At 61.9% G+C, this 23,735-nt stretch carries 20 protein-coding genes; 9 read left to right on the top strand and 11 right to left on the bottom strand.

Going from position 1 to position 23,735, the window contains the following annotated elements:
* Positions 1-45 precede the first annotated feature (45 nt).
* A complete protein-coding gene (locus ACILSQ_RS19450) occupies positions 46-2,004 on the bottom strand; it encodes a sialate O-acetylesterase (protein WP_395745317.1) in 1,959 nt (652 codons plus the stop codon).
* A gap of 123 nt (positions 2,005-2,127) precedes the next feature.
* On the opposite strand from ACILSQ_RS19450, the gene ACILSQ_RS19445 reads away from it, so the two are divergent.
* Positions 2,128-3,213 (top strand): hypothetical protein, encoded by a 1,086-nt coding sequence (locus ACILSQ_RS19445; protein ID WP_395745316.1) that lies wholly within the window; start codon positions 2,128-2,130, stop codon positions 3,211-3,213.
* Between the two features lie 37 nt (positions 3,214-3,250).
* Entirely contained in the window at positions 3,251-4,303 is a 1,053-nt protein-coding gene (locus tag ACILSQ_RS19440) for a hypothetical protein (RefSeq protein ID WP_395745315.1), read from the top strand.
* Positions 4,304-4,337: 34 nt separating this feature from the next.
* Here ACILSQ_RS19440 and ACILSQ_RS19435 read toward each other — a convergent pair whose 3' ends face one another.
* Positions 4,338-5,261 carry an endonuclease/exonuclease/phosphatase family protein gene (locus ACILSQ_RS19435; RefSeq protein ID WP_395745314.1) on the bottom strand — a complete coding sequence of 308 codons (924 nt, stop codon included), beginning with the start codon at positions 5,259-5,261 and terminating at the stop codon, positions 4,338-4,340.
* Positions 5,262-5,283: 22 nt separating this feature from the next.
* Positions 5,284-5,547, bottom strand: a complete 264-nt coding sequence (locus tag ACILSQ_RS19430; protein ID WP_395745313.1) for a twin-arginine translocase TatA/TatE family subunit — start codon at positions 5,545-5,547, stop codon at positions 5,284-5,286.
* Positions 5,548-5,827: 280 nt separating this feature from the next.
* Between ACILSQ_RS19430 and ACILSQ_RS19425 the strand changes: the two genes are divergently transcribed.
* Genes ACILSQ_RS19425 through ACILSQ_RS19410 form a run of 4 tightly spaced genes read left to right on the top strand, consistent with a single transcriptional unit; the run spans position 5,828 to position 8,812 of the window.
* Complete coding sequence (locus ACILSQ_RS19425; RefSeq protein WP_395745312.1) at positions 5,828-6,136, top strand: Dabb family protein; 309 nt, start codon at positions 5,828-5,830, stop codon at positions 6,134-6,136.
* A 23-nt stretch (positions 6,137-6,159) separates the two neighbouring features.
* Entirely contained in the window at positions 6,160-7,503 is a 1,344-nt protein-coding gene (locus tag ACILSQ_RS19420) for an aspartate aminotransferase family protein (protein WP_395745311.1), read from the top strand.
* A complete protein-coding gene (locus ACILSQ_RS19415) occupies positions 7,497-8,192 on the top strand; it encodes a 7-carboxy-7-deazaguanine synthase QueE (protein ID WP_395745310.1) in 696 nt (231 codons plus the stop codon). Before ACILSQ_RS19420 ends, ACILSQ_RS19415 begins: the two co-directional genes overlap by 7 nt.
* Positions 8,189-8,812, top strand: coding sequence for a thermonuclease family protein (locus tag ACILSQ_RS19410; protein WP_395745309.1), 624 nt, complete (start codon positions 8,189-8,191; stop codon positions 8,810-8,812). Before ACILSQ_RS19415 ends, ACILSQ_RS19410 begins: the two co-directional genes overlap by 4 nt.
* 52 nt (positions 8,813-8,864) lie before the next feature.
* On the opposite strand, the gene ACILSQ_RS19405 is transcribed toward ACILSQ_RS19410, so the two are convergent.
* Complete coding sequence (locus ACILSQ_RS19405; RefSeq protein WP_395745308.1) at positions 8,865-9,260, bottom strand: (deoxy)nucleoside triphosphate pyrophosphohydrolase; 396 nt, start codon at positions 9,258-9,260, stop codon at positions 8,865-8,867.
* Between the two features lie 12 nt (positions 9,261-9,272).
* On the bottom strand, positions 9,273-10,373 hold the full coding sequence (locus ACILSQ_RS19400) for an MGDG synthase family glycosyltransferase (protein WP_395745307.1): 1,101 nt from the start codon (positions 10,371-10,373) through the stop codon (positions 9,273-9,275).
* Between the two features lie 125 nt (positions 10,374-10,498).
* Here ACILSQ_RS19400 and ACILSQ_RS19395 point away from each other — a divergent pair, with 125 nt between their 5' ends.
* Both ACILSQ_RS19395 and ACILSQ_RS19390 read left to right on the top strand, forming a co-directional pair.
* Positions 10,499-10,729: a hypothetical protein gene (locus ACILSQ_RS19395; RefSeq protein ID WP_395745306.1), complete on the top strand. Its 231-nt coding sequence runs from the start codon at positions 10,499-10,501 to the stop codon at positions 10,727-10,729.
* The gene (locus tag ACILSQ_RS19390; RefSeq protein ID WP_395745305.1) at positions 10,726-11,031 is read left to right on the top strand and encodes a hypothetical protein; all 306 of its coding nucleotides are present in this window, start codon (positions 10,726-10,728) and stop codon (positions 11,029-11,031) included. Before ACILSQ_RS19395 ends, ACILSQ_RS19390 begins: the two co-directional genes overlap by 4 nt.
* 11 nt (positions 11,032-11,042) lie before the next feature.
* On the opposite strand, the gene ACILSQ_RS19385 is transcribed toward ACILSQ_RS19390, so the two are convergent.
* From ACILSQ_RS19385 to ACILSQ_RS19360, 6 genes are all read right to left on the bottom strand, one after another.
* On the bottom strand, positions 11,043-13,400 hold the full coding sequence (locus ACILSQ_RS19385) for a DUF1592 domain-containing protein (RefSeq protein ID WP_395745304.1): 2,358 nt from the start codon (positions 13,398-13,400) through the stop codon (positions 11,043-11,045).
* Between the two features lie 154 nt (positions 13,401-13,554).
* Positions 13,555-15,090 carry an L-serine ammonia-lyase, iron-sulfur-dependent, subunit alpha gene (locus ACILSQ_RS19380; protein ID WP_395745303.1) on the bottom strand — a complete coding sequence of 512 codons (1,536 nt, stop codon included), beginning with the start codon at positions 15,088-15,090 and terminating at the stop codon, positions 13,555-13,557.
* A gap of 1 nt (position 15,091) precedes the next feature.
* A complete protein-coding gene (locus ACILSQ_RS19375) occupies positions 15,092-16,627 on the bottom strand; it encodes a sulfatase-like hydrolase/transferase (RefSeq protein ID WP_395745302.1) in 1,536 nt (511 codons plus the stop codon).
* Between the two features lie 15 nt (positions 16,628-16,642).
* The gene (locus ACILSQ_RS19370; protein WP_395745301.1) at positions 16,643-18,259 is read right to left on the bottom strand and encodes a hypothetical protein; all 1,617 of its coding nucleotides are present in this window, start codon (positions 18,257-18,259) and stop codon (positions 16,643-16,645) included.
* Positions 18,260-18,287: 28 nt separating this feature from the next.
* Positions 18,288-19,517, bottom strand: a complete 1,230-nt coding sequence (locus ACILSQ_RS19365) for a sialate O-acetylesterase (RefSeq protein WP_395745300.1) — start codon at positions 19,515-19,517, stop codon at positions 18,288-18,290.
* Positions 19,514-22,783: a DUF6797 domain-containing protein gene (locus ACILSQ_RS19360; RefSeq protein ID WP_395745299.1), complete on the bottom strand. Its 3,270-nt coding sequence runs from the start codon at positions 22,781-22,783 to the stop codon at positions 19,514-19,516. The genes ACILSQ_RS19365 and ACILSQ_RS19360 overlap by 4 nt, the downstream gene beginning before the upstream one ends.
* 190 nt (positions 22,784-22,973) lie before the next feature.
* Between ACILSQ_RS19360 and ACILSQ_RS19355 the strand changes: the two genes are divergently transcribed.
* Positions 22,974-23,735, top strand: a complete 762-nt coding sequence (locus tag ACILSQ_RS19355; protein ID WP_395745298.1) for a helix-turn-helix domain-containing protein — start codon at positions 22,974-22,976, stop codon at positions 23,733-23,735.

Raw genomic sequence — 23,735 nt, 5'->3', positions numbered from 1 at the left:
GGGTGGTCCGGTTGCGCCGCAACTGGAGAGGTTTGCAGAGGCTTGTCACTTCGTCCGATACGCCTCCACCTCCGTGGTGAAGGAGAACGTGTTGGGATATTCGCCCGAAAGCTTGTCGTGATGATCCAGATACGTGATGCGCAGGTAGCGCGCTTCGGCATCCGCGAAGGTCAGCCCCGCCGTTTCAGATTTAGCCAGAGAGAAGGCATGCCTGCCCACCTCACGGAAGGCCTTGCCATCCGTGCTGAGGGAAACGGAGACGGTTTTGGTCGAGCCGACGTTCGGCACGCTGACGCGGACCAGGTTGATCGTTTGCGCCTTTTTCAGATCAATCGTGACATGCTTTGGAAACTTGTCTGTGTTGCTGGTGGCGTAGCAGTTCGGCGGGTACTCCAGGAGCGAGCCGTCCGTGAGACCGGTGTCCCAGCCGTAGGTGTTTTTGTCGCTGCTTTCCCAGGTGCAGCCGCGGGCCAGGTTGTCCCCCAGATCGGGATCGACAGGCCAGTGTGTGTGGAAGGCGGTGGCGGTCAGGCCCTCCTTGTTCATCAGATTGTGGATGGCCAGCTTGCTCCAGGCAAAGCGCGCACGACGCGGCTGCGGCACTGCGGCGGCGCTGAGGAGCACGCTGCTGCCGTCGATCTTCGCCTCTGCGGGGTGAAAAATGCCGTCCTTGCCGGCGATCTCAAAATGCGAAAGCGGCTTGCCATCGCGGGAGGCGAGACCGCCGCCCGTGTGGTCAAATTTCACGCGGATGGTGCTGCCCTCCACGGCGTAGCCAGCGAACAGCGGGCCATTGGGGTCGATCTCGCTGTGGCCGTAGTTTCTGGCCAGCGCCCAGAGTGAAAGGCGGCGTGCCACCTCCTTCTTGTGCGCGGGGTGGATGTCAGCCACTTCCCCGATATCCGAGATGGTGGCCATGCCGGTGTTTGGAATGCCCAGGCACTCGCGCTGCGCCTGCCAGAACTGCGGCAGGATCTGCACATCCTCCGCCCCATACTGCCATGGGGCGATCTGCACAAAGTAGAACGGCAGGTTTGGCTGCTGAAACACGCTGCGCCAGGAGGCCAGCAGTGCCCGCGTCTTGTCTGTGTAGGCAAAGCCTTCGTTATGGTTCGACTCTCCCTGATACCAGATGGCACCACGAAAAGCGAAGGGCACCAGCGGGTGGATCATCGCATTGTACAGACAGGTCGGAGTTCCCGGGTTGGCCGGCAGGGCCGCTGGCTGCGCGGGGAGGGCGGGCACGGCCTGTTTCTGCTCCAGCGCCGCACGCGCGGTCTTGGTCCAGGCTTCGACGGCTCCCAGATACTTCTCGTTCGCCGCACGGTAGGCATCGCTGCCGGGAAGTTTGGCACGGACATCGGCGGTGAAATCCTTCAAAGCGGGCACCGCATCAAAGCCCTCCAGGCTCGTCCAGGGCTCAATGCGTGTGCCACCCCAGGCGCTTTGAATCACCCCTACCGGCACCTTCAGCTCCTCCAGCAGGCGCAGTCCAAAGTAGTAGCCCACGGAGGAGAACGGGCCGGCGCTCGCCGGCGTGCAGCGTGCCCAGGCGGTGGGAACGTTGTCCTGCGGACTCAGCGCCACCGTCTTCGGCACTTCGATAAGGCGGAGATTGGGATGATCGGCCTTCGGAATGTCCGCGGCGCTGTCCGGCTTCATCTGCATCTCCCATTCCATGTTGGATTGTCCGGAGGCCAGCCATACCTCGCCCACCAGCACATCCTGGATCGTCACGTTGCCTGCCTTCAGCACCTGCGGCTCTGCATTCGCCGTGAGCGGGTCCAGCTTCACCATCCAGCGGCCGTTGGCGTCCGCCTTCGTGGATTTCTTCTGCCCGGCAAACTCCACGGTGACCTCTTCCCCCGGTGCCGCCTTGCCCCAAACGGGCACAGGAAGCTCGCGCTGCAACACCATGTGGTCGGTGAAAATGGAGGGCATCTGCACGGCCGCATGGGCGGTGGTCAGAGCAGCAAGACAGGCACAAAGAGAAAATAATTTCATGGTGAGTGCGCGGATTCTGGCAGGATTGAGAAATTGCGCCACTGAAACGGTGGAATGATTGCGTACTCATTTTCCCGCTTGGCATTCGTCATGCCGTCCTTCATCCTCGCTGCTCTCCCAACCATGCGCCTCCTCCTCCTCCTCACCCTCACCCTCGCCATCCTTGTTCAATCCGCCACCGCTGCCGAGTGGACCATTTCGACCTTTGCGGGCACGGGCGTCAAAGGCGGCGGCGGTGATGGCGGTCCCGCAACCGCCGCGCAGATTGACAATCCCTTTGGCGTCGTGCGCGGGCCGGACGGTGCCATCTGGTTCTGCGAGTACACCGGCCAGCGCATCCGCCGCGTGGCGCCGGACGGAACCATCAGCACCATCGCCGGCACGGGCAAAAAAGGCTACAGCGGCGATGGCGGCCCCGCCCTGCAGGCCACCTTCAATCTTCCCCACGAGCTGCGCTTTGACGCCAATGGAGACCTCTATGTGGTGGACATGACCAACCACGTCGTGCGCAAGATCGACATGAAGACCAAGGTCGTCACCACCTTTGCCGGCACCGGCGTCGCAGGCTACAGCGGCGATGGCGGCCCCGCGGCGCAGGCGCAGTTCAAGCAGCCGCACAGCATTCAGTTTGGCCCGGATGGCAGCCTCTACGTCTGCGACATCGGCAATCACGTGATCCGCAAGATCGACATGAAGACCGGCACCATCTCCACCTTTGCCGGCACCGGCAAACCCGGTGCGACTCCGGATGGCGCACCCATCTCCGGCACGCCGCTCAAAGGCCCGCGCAGCATCGACTTTGACAAAGACGGCAATCTCTGGCTCGCCACCCGCGAAGGGAACCAGGTCTTCAAATTCGACCTCAAAGCGGGCACGATTCACCACGTGGCCGGCACCGGTGCCAAAGGCTTCACAGGCAACGGCGGCCCCGCGAAACTCGCCACCCTCAGCGGCCCCAAGGGCATCTCCATCGACGCCGCAGGCAATGCCTGGCTGGCCGACACGGAGAGCCACAGCGTGCGTATGATCGATGCGAAAACCGGCAACCTTGAGCTCATCGCCGGCACCGGAGAAAAAGGCGACGGACCCGATGGCGATCCGCTGAAATGCAAAATGGCCCGCCTCCACGGCATCTATTGCGATGCGGACGGCTCCGTTTTCATCGGCGACAGCGAAGCGCACCGTGTGCGCGTGCTGAAGAAAAAATAAGATTCTAAGTTTCCTCCAAACCTCTCCCACCAAGCTCATGATCTCCCTTCGTACCTGCCTTCTTTTCCTCGGCCTGCCTCTTCTCGCGCACGCAGATCAAATCGTCCTCGTGGCCGGCGGCGGCACGCAGGATGAAATGAACATCGCGGCCACGGACGCCGTTTTGAAGGAGCCCTTCGGCACCGCCTTCGACTCGGGTGGTCACATGTGGATCGTGGAGATGGTCTCTGGCAACCGCCTGCTGCAGGTGGATGGCGGCGGCACCATCCAGCATGTGGCCGGACAACTGAAGCCTGGGGACAGCGGGGATGGCGGCCAGGCCATCCGCGCGCAGTTCAATGGCCCGCACAACCTGGCCATCCTGCCCAATGACAATGTGCTGATCGCGGACACCTGGAACGGTCGTGTGCGTGTGGTGGATGTGAAGGCGCGCATCGTCTCCACGCTCGAAGGCTGGCGCGCTCCCGAGGGCAAGGCCAAGGGCAACGGCCCCTACTGCATCACGCTGAACTTCGAAGGCACGAAGCTGTACATCGCCGATCTGCTGCGCGTGCACGAGCTCGACCTCGCCACCCACCAGAGCCGCGTCGTCGCCGGCAATGGCAAAAAAGGCAGACCCGAGGATGGTGCCGTGGCTACTGAGGCCCCGCTCTCCGACCCACGTGCCGTGGCTCCAGACCGCCAGGGAAACATCTACATCCTCGAACGCGGCGGCAACGCGTTGCGTGTCGTCGATAAAACCGGTCGCATCCGCACCGTCGTGAATGCCAGCGGCAAGAAGGGCGGGGAAGGGGATGGTGGCCCCGCGCTGGAAGCCACCATGAACGGCCCCAAGCACCTCTGTGTGGATGTGGACGACAGCGTCATCATCGCTGACGCGGAAGCCCACCTCGTGCGCCGGTATGTGCCGAAAACAGGCAGGATCGAGCGCATTGCCGGCACCGGAAAGCAGGGCAATGCAGGACTGAACGGCACCCCCGCCCAGTGCCAGCTCTCCCGCCCCCACGGCGTCACCATCAAGCCCGACACTGGAGAGCTTTATATCACCGACAGCTACAACAACCGCGTGCTCAAGATCGTGAAGCAGTAGGCGGAAGAAGCCACCGGTAGAGTTCCCTTCGTAACTACTTTAAAATCGGCTCCGCGCTGATCTTCAGCACCAGCGGCCGGTGATCGCTCGCCTTGTAAAAATCGCGGTCTGCGTGGACGTGGGAGTTTCGCGTGTCGATGTGCGGGCGCAGCAGGCGGCTGGTGAAGCAGTAGTCGAGACGTGAATAGGTGTCTGCCGCGTCCCAGAAATGGGTCCATACCTCGCCATTCGCATCGCGCAGGAGCACGTCGCTGAGAGATGTCTCGCCACCGCGCACACCACCCATGATTTCGGCCAATGCGGGATCGTTGCGGTGGGAGTTGAAGTCCCCGTAGGCCAGGATGCAGGCCCCGGGTTCCTGGGCAAAGATAGCTTCAATGTGCTGGCGCAGCAGCCGCGCTTCATTGCGGCGCATCTCGGCCTGGTCCGCCTCCGTCACGATGCGCATGGACTTCAGGTGCACGCCCAGCAGATGCAGGTCAAAGGTGGGCGTCACGGCGATCGTCACGTCCAGAATGCCACGCTGAAACGGCAGCGTCTGCGCGCCGATGTGGTAGCTGAGCGCCGTCTGCGAATTCCGCGTTTTGATCGGCAGCCGGGAGAGCAGGGCCAGGCGGCGGGTCTCATCGCCGCCATGAGCCAGTTCCGTGTACGGCAGATCCACGCCCGCCGCCTGCAGGCGCTGCTGCAGCTCCGCCAGATCATCGGCCGTGCCGATCTCACACACACCGAGGATGTCTGGGTGAATAGCGGCCAGCATCTTCACCACCTGCGCGCGCTCCGTCTCGGGCTTCGGTGCGGCGGGCCTGCCGGCAGACCGCTCCATCGTCAGCCAGTTCTTCAAATTGTAGGAGCAGAAGGTCAGGCGTTCCGGCTCGGCGGCGGAGAGCAGCGCCGCCAGGGCAAAAAAAACGGCGGGTCCCAGGACCCGCCGCGTGAGTTGAAGGAGTGGCTGCATGCCTGCCAATGGGGGGACTCGGCTAGGAATCTTCGACGTTGGCCACGGGCTGGCGTTTTTCCGCCGGCTGCGCCGGAATTTTCGGGCGTTCCACTTCTTCCTGGGCGTTCTGAAGTTCCTGTTCGAACTCCGTGCGGGCCTTTTTGAATTCATTCATGCTCTTGCCCAGGCTGCGGGCAAAGGTGGGGAGCTTTTTCGCGCCAAAAAGCACGAGAATGATGATGGCAATGATGATCATCTCGGGGGTTCCGAGAGGACCGAGGGCAAGGATGGATGTGGGGTTCATGATGATACTAGGTTTGCATTGTTCGTGGTGACGTGCAACGCGGACTTTGAAGTCGTTCCCAGTGGGGCCATCGTCCTTTGCGCAGTTGAAAACGACCCGGCAGGAACGCCATGGTGTTGTCTTCTGCCTATTCTAACGCAGCCTGGGCCTGAAGGTTAGCAAAAAAGCAGGGTTTTTTTGATGATTTTGTTTCGGCGTGCCCCACCTCAGTCTGGTCCAGTCCAGGGACCAGACTTTGCCGATTGCACACGCCCCCTCCTCGCGTACCAATGCCTCCACCATGATTCACAACGTTTATTTCTGGCTCAAGCCTGACCTTTCCGCCGAACAACGCGCCACTTTCGAGACGGAGCTGATGCATCTGCTCGAAATCGACTACCTCGTGCACGCCTTTGCAGGCAAGCCGGCGGCCACCGAGAAGCGGCCTGTGACCGACCACTCCTTCAGCTACTCGCTGACCCTTCATTTCAAAGACATGGCCGACCACGAGTTCTACCAGAAGGACTGCCCCAAGCACAAACGCTTCGTGGACACCTGCAAGACCTTCTGGGAACGGGTGACCGTTTACGACAGCTCGCCCCTCCACTGATCTTACCTTACCCTTCCACGGCCATGTCCTACACTTTCCCGAAATCCGCCGAGCTTTTCGCCCGTGCGCAGCGCAGCATCGCAGGTGGCGTGAACAGCGGCATCCGCAAAATGGAGGTGCCCGTGCCCCTCTACTTCGACCACGGCAAAGGCTCCCGCCTCTTCGATGTCGATGGCAATGAGTACATCGATTTCCAGATCGGGCAGGGGGCCATCCTCTACGGCCACGCCCCAGAAGGCATGGCGGATGCCATTGGCGCGCAGGCGCACAAGGGCACGCATTGGGCCGCGCAGAGCGAGCTGGAAATCGACGTGGCCGAGCGCCTGCAAAAGATGATTCCCGGCGCCGAACGCGTGCGCTTCAACAACAGCGCCACCGAAGTGGTGCTCTCCGCCCTGCGCCTGACGCGCGCCCACACGGGCAGGCCGCTGATTTTGAAATTTGAAGGCCACTACCACGGCTGGGGAGATGAAGGCCTGGTGGGCTATGCCCCGCCGCCGGACCAGTGGGGCACGGAGGACGACCCCACGCGCCTGCACCCCAGCAAGGGCGTCATCCCGGAGGTGCTGAACACCTTCGTCGTCGCCCGCTGGAATGATCCTGCGCACCTGCGTCAGCGCGTGGCTGAACATCACAACCAGATTGCCGCCATCATCTTTGAGCCCGTTCTGTGCAACACCGGCTGCATGCCCGCCGCACCCGGCATGCTCGACACCATCCGCGAGTTGTGCGATGAAAACGGCATCGTCATGATCGCCGATGAAACCATCACCGGCTTCCGCTTTGGTGCCGGCTGCGCGCAGACGCATTACGGCTTCACCCCGGACCTCACCATCCTGGGCAAGGCTATCGGTGGCGGTGTCCCCTTTGCCGCGCTCGTGGGCAAAGAAAAAATGTTCGCCAAAATCATGAGCGGTGAGGTCGTGCATGCGGGTACTTTGAATGCCAATCCCCTCTGCCTCTCCGCCGCGAAGTGGTGCCTCGATCAGGTCATCGCCCTGGGTGATAAGCACCCCGCCGGCATGATCGCCCTTGGCGAGCAGCTGATGGCCGGCCTCAGCAAGCTGGCTGCGCAGCACAACATTCCGCTGCAGCCCCAGGGGCCCGGCCTCGTCTTCCACGCCACCATGCTGAAGCCCGGCGCGGCCGCAGGCCCCGTCACCAGCTACCGCGACTACGTGCAGCGCCAGGACGCACCCCGCTGGGCCCACCTGCGCCGCTGCCTGCTGGAGGAAGGCGTACGCGCCATCGAACGCGGCCTGTGGTTCATCAGCCTCGCCCATACGCAGGCAGACATCGATGAAGCCCTGCGCCGCGCCGTCCCCGCCTTTGCCCGCCACGCGGCGGAGTGGAAAGCCCCATGCTGATCTCCGAGACCTTTTACTCTGTTCAGGGCGAAGGCTCGCTCGTGGGCGTGCCTTCCGTCTTTGTGCGGACCTCCGGCTGCAATCTGCGCTGCGCCTGGTGTGACACACCCTATGCCTCTTGGAAGCCGGAAGGCACCGAGATGAGCGTGGAGGAAATCATGGCCATCGTGCAGCGCGAGCCCACGCGATACGTAGTCGTCACCGGTGGCGAGCCCATGGTGGCCAAAGGCATGCCGGAGCTTCTCGCGGGACTGCGTGCTGCTGGAAAACACATCACCATCGAGACTGCGGGCACCATCGCGCCGGACGGCGTGGCCTGTGATCTCGCCTCCATCAGCCCAAAGCTCGCCCATTCCACGCCCGATGAAGCCAGGGCAGGGAAGGCCTGGGTGGAGAAGCACGAGCGCACCCGCCTCCAGCCCGAGGTGCTGCGCGCCTGGTGCAGCAGCTACGACTATCAGCTCAAATTCGTCATCGCCACCGAGGCCGATGTCGAGGAGGTGCGCGCCGTGGTGGCTTCCATCGGTGTTCCCGTGCCTCCAGAAAAAATCCTTCTCATGCCGGAGGGCATCACGCAGGAGGCGCTGCGCGCGCGGCAATCCTGGCTGGTGGACGTGTGCAAACGCACTGGCTGGCGCTACTCCCCGCGCCTGCACATTGATCTCTTTGGCAACAAGCGCGGCACATGAAACGGCGGTCGTCGAGCGGGTCGCGTTTTCTCTGGTGGCTCCTGTGGTTCTCCCTCGCGCTGCTGCAGGTGTGGAATCATTATCGGGACAAGCCTCCATCACTCCCGCCGCCAAAGGAGACCCGCTTTGTCAAACTGACCGATGTCCGGCTTGTCGAAGATGCCAGCAACGACGGCGACAGCTTCAAGATCGAGCACGGAGGCAGTGCGCACGTCCTGCGTCTTTACTTCGTGGATTGCCCCGAAAAACGCCAGTATGCGCTGGTGAAAAACCGGCTGAAGGACCAGGCCGCTTACTTCGGCGGCCTGAGCATTGAGCAGACGCTCGCTCTGGGCCATGAGGCCAAGGTCTTCACCGAAAGGCTGCTTAATGAGCAGCCTTTCACCATCCAGACCCGCTGGGAGCGTGTGTTTGACAGCGCCCGCTCCTACGCCCTCGTTTTCTTTCCCGATGGTGAAGAGCTTTCCGAAAAGCTCGTGAGGGCCGGCCTCTGCCGCATCCATACCAAAGGCACCTGGATGCCCGACGGCCGCCGCGAATACGACTTCGAAGATCACCTGCGCCTGCTGGAACGCGAAGCCAAAGCCGCCCACCGCGGTGCCTGGGGCATCCCCAAGTAGCCTTGTTGCTGTGCAACAAGGAAGCCCTCTCTTCTGCGGCGTCGGCCCCTCCTTACGCCAACGCTCCCAACAGCGGCACATCCGCCGGCGCCAGCTCATAGCTCTTCAAATCCTCCCGCTCCACCCACACCAGCGCCGTATGCTCGTGCGGATGCGGCTCGGCGCTCTCAGCCGCAAGCTCACACACAAACGGAATCAGCTCAATGCTGCCCCAGTCATACGCATGCACAAACGGTGCGAGCGTTTTCGTGACGCGCACGCTGCAGCCCAGCTCCTCCGCCAGTTCCCGATGCAGCGCCGCTTCCGCGGACTCTCCCGGCTCCACTTTCCCACCGGGAAACTCCCACATCCCGCCCAGCTTTTTGCCCGGCGGACGTTGGGCGAGCATGATGCGCCCTTCACGCATGATGATGGCGCACACGACGGGCATGGGCGGCTTCGTTTCCATGGGCTTCGTCTCTCAGGCAGGTCCTGCCACGGTCAGCGCGGCCTTTGCCGTGCGCACCGCTGCATCCGGCATGCTGATCTTCGCCATGCTGGCGCGCATGCGGCGCCCCACGGCGCCATTGTTGGTGAGAATGCTTTCCACAGCGGCTGCGGTTTCCTTCGCGCTCTTCGTCACAATGCCGCCGTCATGCTTGGTCACCATCTCCGCATTCCCCTCCTCCTGGCCGGGCACCACGTAGTCAATGACGGCAGGGATCTTCGCCGCCAGCACCTCATGCAAAATCGCGCCGCCCGCCTTGCAGATCACCACGTCATGTGTGCGCAGGAATTCGGGAATGCGCTTGGTCCAGCCAATGATTTCCACCGTGCCCGGCGGCATGGAGTCCGTGAAGCGGCGCAGCACATGGTAGAGGCGCTTGTCGTGCTTGCCCACCGGCAGCGTCATTTTCACGCCGCTGCGGAAGAGCGGCTTCAGTGCTTCCAGCGTCTGGGCCACACGGCGGCCAGTGGTGGAGGGCAGGTAAAGAATGCGCGGCTGGGATGCCGGCGGCAGCTGCGGCAGCGGCTCCGTGAAGGCCAGGTCCACCGGGAAGCCCGTGACGCGGATTTTGGACTCAGGCACGCCAAATCCCAGCACCACCTTTTTCGTCTCCTCGTCCGCCACGCAGAAAAGGTCACTGCCAGACATGACCCACACGCGGTTCACACTGATGGAGTCGGTGATGACAGTGCACAGCGGCGGCACGGCCTGGTACTTTGCCAGAGACTCCAGCAGGATGGCATACAGCGGGTAGGTGCTGATGATGAGGCGTGGTTTCTGCTTTTCGATCCGGTCCTTCAGCGCGTTCACCATGGCGCTCTGCCACATGGCGTCCGGACCCGTGACGGACTGCCTGCCCATGAGGTCATACGTCATGCGCCAGGCCGCCGGCCAGTGGGTGATGGCAAACTGATACAGGCTTTTGCACACATCGGAGATCAGCGGCAGGGCGTCGCTGATGAGGTCGCTGGTCTCGATTTTCTCTTCCGGGCACAGGCGGGTCAGAGCCTCCGCCACAGAGCGCGCGGCGGTGTTATGCCCGTCGCCAAAACCTGCGGTTAGGATCAAAATCACGGCGCAATCGCTGGCTGAGAAACGCCTGAAAACAAGCAAAAAGGGTGGGCAAACTCGTGGGTTGACATTATTTCATATGTGTTAATAATCGGCATCCCTTCATGACCCGGCAACGTGCCAGAACCATGAGCCAGACGCTCGCCGCCACCGTGATCCTCGCTGTGGTGTTCATCATGCTCTCCCCCCTGCGCCGCGGCCCGGTGGAAAGCCCGTCCCGCCAGGCGGGGTGGACGCCGCTGCTCAGCCTCGGCGGCATGGCCGACTCCGCAGCCTTCCACCGCGTGCACGCCTCTCCCTCCGCCTTTGCCACGAGCACCGAGCCTCTCTGCCGGAAACCTTCGAACCTGGTGCCATGAGCACACGCTTCAAGCCCCCCGGCCAGTGCCCCGTCTGTGGTGAATGGGTGCCCCGGGGAGCCGCCGCCTGCGACGACTGTGGTGCCTGCGCCAAATCCGGCTGGAGCGGCGACACCCACGAGGACGGCCTGGATCTCCCCGAGGACGAACCGTTTGATTACGACGCCTATGTTGCCCGCGAGTTCGGCGGTGAAAACGGCCACAAGCTCAAAATTCCCCACGTCAACAATACCTGGCGTTGGATCGCGCTCATTCTTCTGATCATCATCGTCCTCGGCGAGCTGCTCTCGACCTTCGCGTGAAATAGAGTCTTCTACTGCGATCCGGCGCTCAGATTCTTCCCGTTCATCACCGCCACCAGCGCGATGTCCACCAGCAGCTTTTGCACGTTGCAGCTGGATGCTGCGAAGGTCTTCTGCAGGTCCTCCAGCGTCTGCGCTCCATAAGCCAGCGGCTGCTGCTTCACGAAGTGATTGAACAACTGGCGGATGAAGGCGCGGTGCCCGTATGGGCTGCCGGCCACGTAGTTCACGATATCGCGTGGCCCGGTCAGATGCACCACGCGGCCTTCGTCATCGGCGAATTCTCCATCTGCGTTCACCGGTTTGTTGTTGTCCTTCGTGCGCCAGCGGCCGATGGCGTCGAAGTTCTCCAGGCTGAAACCCAGCGGATTGATCGTTGAATGGCAGGACATGCAGGTCTTGTTGCGCGTGAGTTCGGTGATCTTCTCGCGCATGGTCAGCTTGGGATTGAAGTGGCTCTCATCAAACGTCACCGCCATGGGCGGCGGCCGCAGCGAGAGGCCCACGATGTTGCGCGTGAGAAACACGCCGCGATGGATTGGCGAGGTGGCGCGGCTGCTGGCCAGCGAGGCCAGCAGATACGGGTGCGTCACCACCCCCGCGCGCTGCTTCGGATCAAACGCCACCTGCTGAAATTCGCCGCCTTGCACGGGTTTGCCGTAGAATTTGCCGAGGCGGTCATTGAGCAGAAGGTAATCCGCCTGCAAAAGCTGGCGGTAGTCTGACTGCGGGCTCCACACCACCTGATCCAGGAAGGCGAAGAGCGACTCGCGCAGATCCGCCAGCACACTGTCATCAAAGCCGGGGAAGATTTTCATGTCCTTGGCATTGCCCTCCGCGCGCTCCAGCTCCAGCCACTGGTGGAAGAAGCCGTGCAGCTTGGCCTTGGTGCGCGCATCGCCCAGCATGCGCTGCGCCTCCGCGCGAATCTGCTCCGGCGTGTGCAGCTTCCCGGAGGTGGCGGCCTGGATGAGCTTCCTGTCGGGAATGGAATCCCACAGTGCCAGTGCCAGCCGCGAGGCAAAGGCGAAGTCGTCCGGCTTCTCCATCTCGCGCAGCTCCGGGTAGAGAAACTGGGGTGACTTCAGCGTGAAGAGCACCACACGCTTCACCGCCTGCTCCGGGCTCTTGGCGGAGGCAAACAGCCTTTCCACGTAAATCTGCTTTTGCTCTTCCGTCAGCGGTCGGCAGAAGGCGGCCTCGACAAACGTGAAGGCAAATTTTTTCAGCTTCTCCACCCGGTCTGGTGCGCCGTCTTTCGTGCCCGCGAGTTCGTTGAGGTTTTCCTCCACATGCTCGGCGGTGGCCATGGCGGCCTCCGTGGTGGCCTGATCCCAGGCTTTGGAAATGGAGGTGCCGCGCTCGTAGCCCACGCTGCGGTCATCTGCCGGGAAACTGGTGCGCACGATCATGAGTTCGCGCGGTCTGTCCGTGCGCAGTGCGTGCTGCGGAATGATCTCCATCACCCCATGCGGCGTCTTCCACCACAGCTCGATGGAGGCGGACTTTTCCTTGAATTTGAAGTGGTCCAGCTTCAGGCGGTACGCGCGTCCGCCCACGAGATACATGCTCTTCTTCTCTTCACGCACCGTTGGCCCGGCGCTCACCCAGGCGTCAATCAGCGCATCGTTTTCTGTGGTGTCATTGATCCACAGGCGCGCACCGTTTTCAGTCTTGAGCATGAATTCATACATGCCTGTCTCTTCCGCCACCACGCTGCCTTCCCACGTGTCCGAAAATTGCTCCGCCTCCATCTTCTCCTTGTCCGGGCTGTCCGCACCAAAATGGAAGGCCACCTGCGGGTCCACGCGGTCAAACTTGTAGTTCGGCCGCTTCGCCTTGATGCCATTTTTCGGCGTGGTGTCCACGGCAGGTTCGCCCGGTTTCGGCAGCTCCACGCCACGATAGTTGCCCTTCAGCCCCGCCTCCGCATTCACCGGCCGGTCAAACCCCGGCCCCATGCGAAAACGGCCGATCAGGTCCATCACCGACGTGCGATACTGCGCAATCGTCAGCCGGCTCAGGTCCTGATCCGGCGGATGGCTGCGCGCCTGCGCCGCCGCGGAGTAAAACGCCTCGTAGATATAAGCCGCCACCTGCTTCGCATCCTCGCCCACGCAGGTGCCTTCCTTGTCCTCCGGCATCGTGCGCTCGATCTTGCGCGCCAGGGCGTCCAGCGTCAGATCTCCCGTGAGCGGATCGTCATACTTGTCCTTCACACCCTGGCCTTTCCCGCCATGGCACTCCTGGCACATTTTTTTGTAAATCACGGCACCAGGATGCTCCGCCGGCGCGGCCGCAGAAGCGTACGCCGTGAGCAGTCCCAGCGCGAGGCTGGGAAGGAGAGAATGGGGGAATGTGCGGGCCATGAATGGGGGTGAAACTTGGCTAAGAGAATAATCTCTTCATCGCAACCCTCTTTCATGGATGCCAGTAATCTTCCTCTTCCTCCTGCTCTTACTCCTCCTCCCTTACATGGGGCTGGAACTCCAGACCGGGGAAGGCAGAGGAGGAGGCGGAATCTCAGCAACTCCGACACTCACCGCACGCCTTCCTCTCCCCCAGCTTTCGTTCAATCTCCAAGGATGTCGGTGTCACCGCCAGTCCGCCCAGTGAAGTACAGCGGTGCTCCCTCGGCATCCTCTCCGCCACACTCTTCGCCGCGTCGATGACTTCATCCAGCGGAATGAGCGGATCAAAATCTGCCAGCGCCATGTTCGCGCAAGAGAGCGCATTGCTGGCGGCCATCACGTTCTTGCCCAGGCAGGGCGCCTCCACACGGTTCGCGATGGGATCACAGATCAGCCCCAGCATGCTCTGAAACGACAGTGAGGCTGCCGCGATGGCCTGATCCCGTGTGCCGCCTGCCAACGTTACCAGCGCCGCAGCCGCCATGCTCGCTGCAGCACCTCCCTCTGCCTGACACCCGCCCACCTCCGCTGCAAAGGTCCAGCGGGTGGCGATAAACACTCCAATGAGCCCGCTGGCCAGCATCGCTTGCGCCATTTCCTCCTCGGATCTTCCCATCGCCTCCGCCATGCCGATGACCGCACCCGGCAGCGCCGCGCAGGCACCCGCTGTGGGCGCGGCAACGATGACACCCATGGAGCTCTTCACCTCCATGAGCGCAGTCACATACAGCACGATGCGGTTGAGCGCTCCTCCATCCAGCAGCTTTCCAGCCTGCATCAATTCTTGAAACCGCCCGCTCTGATGCCCCAACACGCGATCTTCATAATGAGTCCCCGCAATGCCACTGGCGACCGACTTCCGCAGGATGCGCACAATGGCGATCATCTTCTCAATGACTTCGCGCTCTGTAAAGCTACCCCGCGCCATTTCATACGCCACCGCGAGCCGCCAGAGCGGCGTCTTGCGTTCACCATCATGCGCCAGCATTTCCGCGCAGATGGTGAAGGGCACGCTCATGTCTTTGCGCGAGGGCACCGGCAGCACAGGGGCGAGTCGTCTCACTGCAATCGCAGCAGGATGCTCCACAAACGCCGCCGCCTTCACCTGGATGAGCTGGCATTCTCCCGCATCATGCCGGATTACCTCGTCCGCCTCAAACTCTGCCTGCACCGCTTTGGGCAGCCAGATGAGCGTCTCATGATACCCGCCATCCATGCTCAGCGCCGTGCCGTCGATGCTTAGCACCTCGATCATTCCGCCACCCGTGGAGATGGCGATGAGCGAGTGCTCCTCACGCGCATTGCGCAGCGTCAGCCGATAGGTGTTCGGATGCGGATCTCCCACGTCCACCGTTTCAAAGCGCAGCTTGATGTCTGCCTCTGCCAGCGACTCCGCAGACTCCGGCAGCCGCTCATCATCCGCGTCCCAGCCGAGCAATCCGCCAAGGAGCCCCATGTCACTCCCCTGGCTCTCATGCGTGGTGGGCAGTGAGCCGCTGCGGTCAAACTCCACCAGCACCTCGGCGATGTCTCCCTCCATCAAATCCCGGGCCAGCCTGCCAATGCGCAGCGCGGCCGCGCAGTGAGAGCTGGATGGCCCGCGCATCACTGGGCCGATGACGTCATTGAAAATGGAAACGGTGCTCATGTCAGGGCTGCGGTGGGGCCGTGCTGCGGTCTTCGCGTTTGGATTGTTCCAGCAGCGCCTTCAACTCCGCGGCGATTGCTGGTTTCTTCGAATAAAGGTTGGTAGTTTCACCCGGATCATTCGCCAAATCGTAAAGCTGCCCCGGCGCTTCGGGCGCGGCTTCAGGCAGCGTAAACGGTTTCAGTTCGCCATTTGCATAGTTGTTTCCACCGGAGCCTCGATGGTCGATGTACTTCCAGTTTCCGCGCCGGATGGAAAGCGTGCGCTGCCCGCTGAAGGCCTGCATGAGCAGATATGGGCGCACAGGCGCAGACGCTTTGCCTTCGAGCACGGGCAGCAGATTGAAGCTGTCTTCTGCCGCATCGTGTGGCAGCTCCGCGCCGGTGATTGTTGCGAGCGTCGCCATCACATCCGTGAGGCAGGCGAGTTGATCGCTGGTGCTGTCGCCTTTCACATGCCCCGGCCAGCGCACGATGAATGGCACGCGGTGCCCGCCCTCCCATGCATCTCGCTTCATGCCTCGCCAAGGGCGCGCGCCATCGTGATGATAGTCCGCGCGCATGTGCACGATGCTGGTGGTCTCGGGTCCGTTGTCGCTGGAGAGAAGCACCAGCGTCTTGTCCGCGATGCCGAGTGTCTCCAGCTCCTTCATCAACTCGCCCACGATGTGATCAAACTCGCCGATGAAATCACCATGCGGTCCTGCCTGTGTCTTGTTTCGAAACTCCGGTGCTGCAAAGGATGGCAGGTGCACCGCCTGGGTGGCATGATAGAGAAAGAAAGGCTTCTCCGGCGTGCGGCGCATGTGTTCCTGCATGAACTCGCGGCTCTTCTTCAGAAAGAGTAGGTCCACTTCCTCCATCGGGAAATCCGGCGCGATCAATCCCCCGCGGCAGTCATTGGCATAAGGATGCTTCGGCAGCTTGGAGCGATCCAGCGGACCCTGCGGCGGCACTGGGATGCGGTCGCCGTCGATGAAGGCATACAGCCAGTCCGTGGTGGGACAGCAGGCCGTGCCAAAGAAGCGCTCAAAGCCATGATCCAGCGGCCCGCCCTCCACGCGGCGAGTGAAGTCAATGCGCCGTGCATCGTCCAGTTTCCCACTGTGAATCGCCTCGCCCGCCGAGTCCCGGAAGGTCAGACCCACATGCCATTTGCCCATGGCAGCGGTGGAGTAGCCCTGCTTTTTCAGCATCGCCGGAAGTGTCAGCCTGCCCGGCGCGATCAAGCTGGGACCACCCGCGCCTTGAAACACCGTACCACCGCCTGGCACGCGAAACGCCATCTGCCCCGTCATGAGGCTGTAGCGTGAAGGCGTGCACACAGTGGCAGGACTGTGCGCATCGGTGAACCTCATGCCCTCCTTTGCAAGGCGGTCGATGTTCGGCGTCTCGACCTTGGACTGCGCATTGTAGCAGCGCACATCCCCATACCCCAGATCATCCGCGAGGATCAGCAGGACATTCGGCCTTTCGGCAGCAATGCTCAGGCTGGACCCAAGTGTGATCAGCGTGATGATGAGGCGTGGGGTCTTCATGCAGAACACGAGCACTTATTTCTCCAGCTCCTGCCGTGTGGCGATGGGCACGTAGCCAATCTCAAAACCCTTCGGCGGCGTGAGGATCAGCGCGGGGTCAATGTCTGCCAGCGTACCGAAATCAGGAGGAGTGAGGTAGTTGCGATCCTTCGTCCATGCGCGATGCAGCTTCTCCACGCGCTTCTGCACTTCTTCGCGTTCCGCATCCGTCAGGTCGGCGTTCATCATCGCGGGCTGGTCGGCAAAGCGATACCAATAATACGTCACCACACTGCCGTCTCCCAGGCGGGCTTTGAAGGGGCCGGCCATGGGGCCCGGCTTCTTCCAGGCGCTCGCCACATCATCTGGCGTGGTGCGCGGCTCCTGCGGTTTTTCAGCGGGGGTGGTGAACTGGTGCTGTGTGAGGCCCAGCTCCGCAGGCACCTCCTTCGGTGGGAGCACATTCCACTGCGGCTTTTTGCCGTTGGCGTTGAGGCCCAAAGAAAAATATTCCGGCAGTGTCACCAGTCCTGCAGCGCTGCGTGTGAGTTGCGCGTCCCACTTGTAGGCAAACGTGTTCGGCTGGGGCGCGAAGGACGTGGCAAAGGCATTCCAGGCCAGCGGCACTTTTTCCTCACGCTTGGTTCCAGGCGGATAGATGCTCCAATTTGAGCCGCCGCCCGAGCGGAAGGGATGCACCACCGAGGCGTCCGCCTTGATCGCGCCATCCGCAGCCGCGCCACCGGCAAACCATTTCTCCACATCATCCCAAAGCGCCGCTTTCTTGTACGCTGTCAGCCGATGCAGCACGGTGGAGGTGCCGTCCGTGCCGATGGGAAAGGACGTGGGCGCCACGCGTGCAAACTCCTTGCCGCTCGCATCCTTCGTCAGAATGGCAGGCACATGCTGCGTCTCCATCTGGATGGCTTTGTTCGGTCCAGCAGGTCGTGTATCCAGCAGCATCTCTGCCCATTCGGGATGCTCGATTTTTGCCTGCGACCAGAAGAAAGGTGTAAAAAAGGCTGCCGGTCCCTTGAAGTTCCCTGTGTTGAGAAACAGCGTCCAGCACTGATTCCCCGTCGGTACATTTTTACCCGCCGTGGTGGTCTTCGCATTCGTCAATGGCAGAGGCAGATAGCCGTAGCCAAACAGCTCGCCGCGAGCACCCTGCTTCAGATTTAAACCATCGAGCGGAAACAGCAGCCAGGGGCTGAGCTGTGCCACTCCGTATTGACCGCGGGGCTTTTCCCAAGTGCCCGCGCCGTAGCCTGGACCGTTCGCGATGAAGGAAAAATTCGGCCCCACTCCGCCCATGATGAACTTCGGCGTGGTGGTGGGGAAATGCGTGTCGCGCCACCAACCCAGCCCGCCCTCGATGTCCGTGTAGCATTTGCCCTCCGGCTTCTTTCCTTCTTCATACTGCGGGTGCATCCACGTGCCGCAGAGCCCGGTTTGAAACCGGTGGCCCGGATAGGTGTCCACCAGCGGCCATGCTGCTGCATAGAGTGAGAAGCCCGCATTGAACTCCTCCGGCACCCGTTCCGTGGGTGCAAAAAGATAGCCTGCCATCTCGCCATCCTGTGGCTCTGCGGACATGGCCACAGAAGGGAGGGTGAGCAATGCGATGCTGAGAAGAGGAAGAAGACGTTTCATGAGATCGTGTGCGTTGCTTCAGGTGGGATCACTTTTTCATCATCGCCAGGTTTGCCTCGGCAAAGGCACGGCCCATGAGCGCAAAGGTCTTGGCGCAGCCGAGGTAGTGGTAGCCAGCATTGGAGGCACCGCGTTTCCACAGCGTCTCTTCGGCCTGAGAAATCAACTTGGCCTCGTACTCCTTCAAATACTGGCGCTTCTGCTCCTCCGTCATGTGACCGTCGGCATTGGCATGGCCCTTGTTCTTCGAGTTTAAATTGAAACCCATCTGCCGCACTTGCGCCCGCTTTTCGTCAATGGCACCGAGTTCGTCAGACCAAAACGGCGCTGTCTGCACGGCCATCACGTTGCCCTTGAACTCAGGGAGCAAGGAGGGCGCGGTCATCGCCTCGCGGAAGGAAAGGATGTCCTGTTTGGCCTTCATTCCGTCAACGCCAAGGACACCGATTACAAACGGCATCTTGGGGGCGTTCAGATCCTTGCGCACATCGCGGATGAACTTGGCCAGCAGATCGCTGTAAACCGCAAATCGCCCGGGTTTGCCGCGATCAGGATAGGTGTGTCCGTCCACCAGGTCGTTGAATCCCTGCAGCCAGATGAAGCCCGCGATCTCGTAGCCCTGTGCGGGATCGTAGGCCGGGCACACGCGCTTCGGATCTGCGAGCACGTGTTTCACATGCTCGACCATGTAGCGATAGAAGCGGCCGGTTTCCTTTTTCTTTTCCTCGGTCCACTGGTTCATGTCCTTCGGCACTCCATGTCCCGGCGGGCCGTAGTAGAGCTTCTTCTGGTAGTCATTGAGCTCATACGGCCCCGCGCTCGGCGGGCGGAACTCGGTGTTCAGGCTTCTGCCGCCCCACGCGGTCTTGATGATGAGCACAGGCTCCTTCAGCGCGGCATCCATCGTGAGACCGAAGGTGAACTCCGGCCCGATCTTGCCGTTCGACTTGGTTGCATCGTCTCGCGCACCATAGCCAGCCGTGAGCTTGCCCGTGCCCTCTCCATTCGCGCTGCCATCGTATTTGCCGGTGTAATAGGAGATCCACGTGTGATCGCAAACCGTCGGCTGGCCATCCGCTCCGCGCATCTGCTTCAGCAGCGGAGCGGTGGCGGGATCATCGCCGATGTAGTCAAACGTTTCGATCTTTGCGTGGCCCTCCATATTGGACTGCCCGGCCATGATGAAGACCTTGAGCGGCTTCGCATGGAGCTGGGCTGTGAACAGCAGGAGTGGCAGCAGTTTGAGGGCGTGTTTCATGGTTTGGCGAGTTGGTGGATCGTTCCGTGGAGAATGCGGTCGTTAATTTTAAGCTCGTAGCACTGCGTGGGCGCGAGGTCTGGAATGTCCAGAGTGACGCTGCGCCCGTCTGCGCTCTGATGCACCGCACGGATGTTCAGCGTGTGTTCATCGTAGTGCTTCGAGCCGTAGTTCTTGCTGCGCTGAAGGTGCCAAGCTTTGATCGCGCAGTCCTTGGCCTCGATGGGATCGCTGAAGGTCACAGTCATGCCGCCTTTTGTTGCATGCACCGCCAGCGGCACCTGGGCCGCTTTGCCCGTGCTGCGGACGCGATGGAAGCCGCCGGGCGCTGTCGCATTTCCTGCCCAGGCAAACATGCCACAGGTGTAGAGCGCGCCATCCGTGCCGAAGCGTCCACGCATGATGCCCGTGGAAAAGGCGGGCAGGGGAAGCTCGCACACCGCGCCCTGCCACTGGCCGTTCACCTCTTCATGCGGCACCACAAAGATCCGCCCGGTGCCGTAGCTGAGATTCAGCAACGAGCCGCCAAGGCCGCCCCATGCATTTTTCGGCACCCACAGAAGTTCGGCGGGGCTGCGATCCTTTTCATTCGTGATCCACACCAGCGGCTGCTCCATCGCCGAGTCGGATTCATCGGTCACGCTCGTGTAGCCGTACATGTTGCCGTAGAAGCCGCCCGCTTTGACGCGGTTGATGCGGTTCTTCGGTGTCCAGAAGCCTTCCTGGTCCGTGACAAAAAAGGTGCCGTCGTCATTGAGGCACACGCCATTCGCCGCGCGGAATCCGGTTGCTAGGATCTCCGTGCGCGATCCGTCCGCACTCACCTTCAGCAGCGTGCCGTGCTGCGGCACCACGCTGTCGAGCGCATGCCTGCCGGACTTCGCATAGTAGAAATTTCCCGCCGCATCCGTCTGCAGGCCCATGGCAAACTCGTGGAAATGCTCCGTCACCTGAGCGTCGTCGTTGAAGCATTCGATGAAATCGGTTTCGCCATCGCCATTGAGATCCCGCAGCCGTGCGATCTGATCCCGGCAGGTGATGAAAAGTTCCTCGCCGCGAAACTTCACACCCAGCGGCTGGAAGAGCCCTGCGGCGATCCTGCGCCACGTCAGCGCGGCCGGAGCTTTCTGCAACACACCATCCACACGCCAGACGTCACCATTCCACAGCGCCACGATGGCTCCTTTGCCATCCGGCGTGAAATCAAACCCTCCCAGGCGCATCCAGCTCTGCCATGGGTTCTCGATCGGCAGCGGGTAATCATCTGCCGCAAACGGACCGTCCTCCTTGCCCGCCACGGAGGTCGTCGTCACCACCTGCGGCCATTGCGCGGGGCCTCCCTGAGTCAGAGCTTTGAGGTCAGGCGATGCGGCAAAGGTTTTGGCCAGTGTGTCCAGAGAGCCTGCATCCACGCGTGAAATGAAGAGCTGTGCTTTCGCTCCCGAGGCCAGTTTGGCCACCCAGAAGCCGTCTGCTTTGCTCAGCACGCCTTCGCCACGAAGAATGACATTCACGCTTTCAGGGGCCACTCGCAGCAGCAAAGGCTGCTTCGCCTCGCCCACGTTAACCGTGCGCACAAAGACTGGCGTGCTGCCGTAGTCCAGCCATGCGGGAGACTCCAGCACGCGCGTGCTGTAAATGTCCGCCGCCACCACCACTTTGTTTTGGTGCGTGTAGATGCCGGCAAATTTCAGACCTGCATGCGGGCCGTATTTCTTCCCGTCTTTCGCCGAGGCGCGCTTGTCCTCAAAGCTGTTCAGACTCCATCCCGGGCCGGTCGGATTGATGAAATGGCGCTCGCCCGTGAGGCCGGTGTGGGTGCCGTGGCTGCCGTCAAACGCGATGCCCTTCCAGTCCACAAAATCTCCCGTGGTCGCCGTGGCCACGCGCATGGTGTCATGGTCATAAATCATCCACGCACGGCCCTTGCTCACGCCGCCGGGCCCATCATCCAGGCGAATGGCGATGCCCTTCTGCGCGATGTTATCCGGTGCGACTTCCAGCGTCCAGAACAAGGCGGGGCCGAGATCCATGCGCTTGTAGGGCGGCAGGGAAGTGTCCGGCTTCTCCGCTTCTGCGTGCACGAGTCCTCGTGGCAGGAGGGCCAGGTCGGCATCCTTTAACTGGGATGGATTGTGCGGACGCAGGAAGGTCTCGCGAATGTATTGAATGACCGCATACTTCTGCGCGGTGGTGTACTGCGGTTGTGGCACCATCTGGCCAAAGCCCTTCGTCAGCGTCACATACATCGAATACGGGTCCGAGCTGTTTTTGAACTGGCCTTCCGCAAAGCGCAGCGCCGTGGGCAGGGAGCCGGGCTGCTCCTTGGTGCCATGACATACCACGCAGAGCGTCTTGTAGATGGCGGCACCCTCCGCCAGTGTCTTCTCATTCCAGCCCCTCACGAGCTCAGCGTGGTCGCTGCGCTCCAGCGCCTGCACCCAGCCGCTGCCGCCTTCCACCACAGGCTTGCCCGAGGACTTGGGCTGATAGGTGAAGTCGGGCGTGTTGGCCCCGGCGGCGTCCGCTTTAAAAAGCAGCGCCATCTCCGCCTCCGGCAGCGCACGCTTCCACACACGCACGGCGTGGATTTTTCCCTTGGCAAAATCTCCCGCAAAATTCGGCGCGGCGCGCCCCACTTTGAATACATGCTCCTTTTGATCTGGCCTGGTGAAGCCCGCCTTCTCCGCGATGGATTTGCCATCCAGCCAGAGCTTTGCCAATCCCTCGCGGACGGTGAGGACGACGGTGTGTTTCTTGCCATCGTTCACTTTCGGGCCGCCGTTCATGGCACCCAGCCAGCCGATGTCATAGACAAGCTTTCCTTTTCGGATGAAGAGCGCCTTGGCATCGGGCGACCACTTGTCCTGCGCCGCGCATTTGGAAAACAGGGTGCCTTCGCCGCTCGCCTCAAACACCGCCATCGCCGTGAAGTCCGCACCGAGGTCAAGGTTCGCATCGGCGAAATCCTTTGCGCCCGTTTGCGCCAGCGACGCGACATCTTCAGGCCCGCGCACCAGCTTGCCGTCTTTCCACACGCGCAGCACCGGCGCGCCCTCTGCCGGGTGCTCCACGGCGATGTCATGCGCACCCTGCGCATCGAGCTTAATGATCAGACTCTCGCCCAGCTTCACCGTCGCTGCGCCGTCGAGGTGCAGCCGGTAGTTTAGCGGCCATTCAGGGGCATCCAGCGGCAGTGCATCACGCGGGGCTGCGGCAAAGGCGGCAGAGTGGAGGACGAGGAGGAGCAGGAACAATCGGTCCATGATAATAGTCAAAAGATCCGGGCAGGAGGAACGGGCGGGAACAGGAGAATTATTCGCCTCCATTCTCAGGTGGAGGCGGTCCCTCTGTCTTGACATTTATGCCGCGCGGATTTGTCAAAAACGGCATAATGGCGCAGGTGTGCGGAAGTCCCGCATCCGACTGCCGTATTGGGTGGCAGCTCTTCTCCGCATGAAAAAAACCGCTTCAGCTTTCCCGGGACTGCTTTCCGCCAACAGCGCACTGCTGGTGGACGCCCGTATGGTGGAGCAGCTCGCGGATCTGATGCACGACACCGCGTTTTTCATCAAGGACGCCTCGGGGCGTTATCTCGTGGTGAATCAATCGCTCGTGGAGCGGCACGGGCTCAGGCATAAATCGCAGATGCTCGGGCGGAGGCCCTGTGAGGTCTGCCCCGGGGATTACGGACGCATTCCCACGGAGCAGGATGAGCAGGTGCTGCGCACGGGACAGCCGATCGTGGAGCGTCTGGAACTTTTCTGGCGCAAGCCGAACGTGCCCGTGTGGGGCCTCACCAGCAAGCTGCCCGTGCGCGATGCGCATGGGCGCGTGACGGGCCTCATCGGCATTTCCAAGGATCTCTCGGCACCGGTGAGTCTTGATGATGTTTCGCCTAAAATAGCGCGGGTGCTGAGCCTCCTTGAAACTTCCTGCGGCGATCCGGTGAGTCCGTCATCGCTCGCGAGGAAGGCCGGCATGACTCCCGCCAGGTTTGCACGCATCGTCCGGCGCATCCATGGCATCAGCCCCATGCAGCTCATCACCAAGACGCGCATCACCATCGGCAGCCGGCTGCTGGGGGAGACGGATGCCTCCATCGCTCAGATCGCGCTGGACTGCGGCTTTGCTGATCACAGCGCGTTCACACGGGCCTTTCGGGCAGTCACAGGCGAATCTCCCACCGAGCACCGGCGGCGCTCGCGGCAGGGATGA

It is taken from the genome of Prosthecobacter sp. (genome assembly GCF_044227185.1).
GTDB lineage: Bacteria > Verrucomicrobiota > Verrucomicrobiia > Verrucomicrobiales > Verrucomicrobiaceae > Prosthecobacter.
Note: the sequence above shows the minus strand (reverse complement) of the source record. Positions and strands in the feature narration are given on the sequence as shown.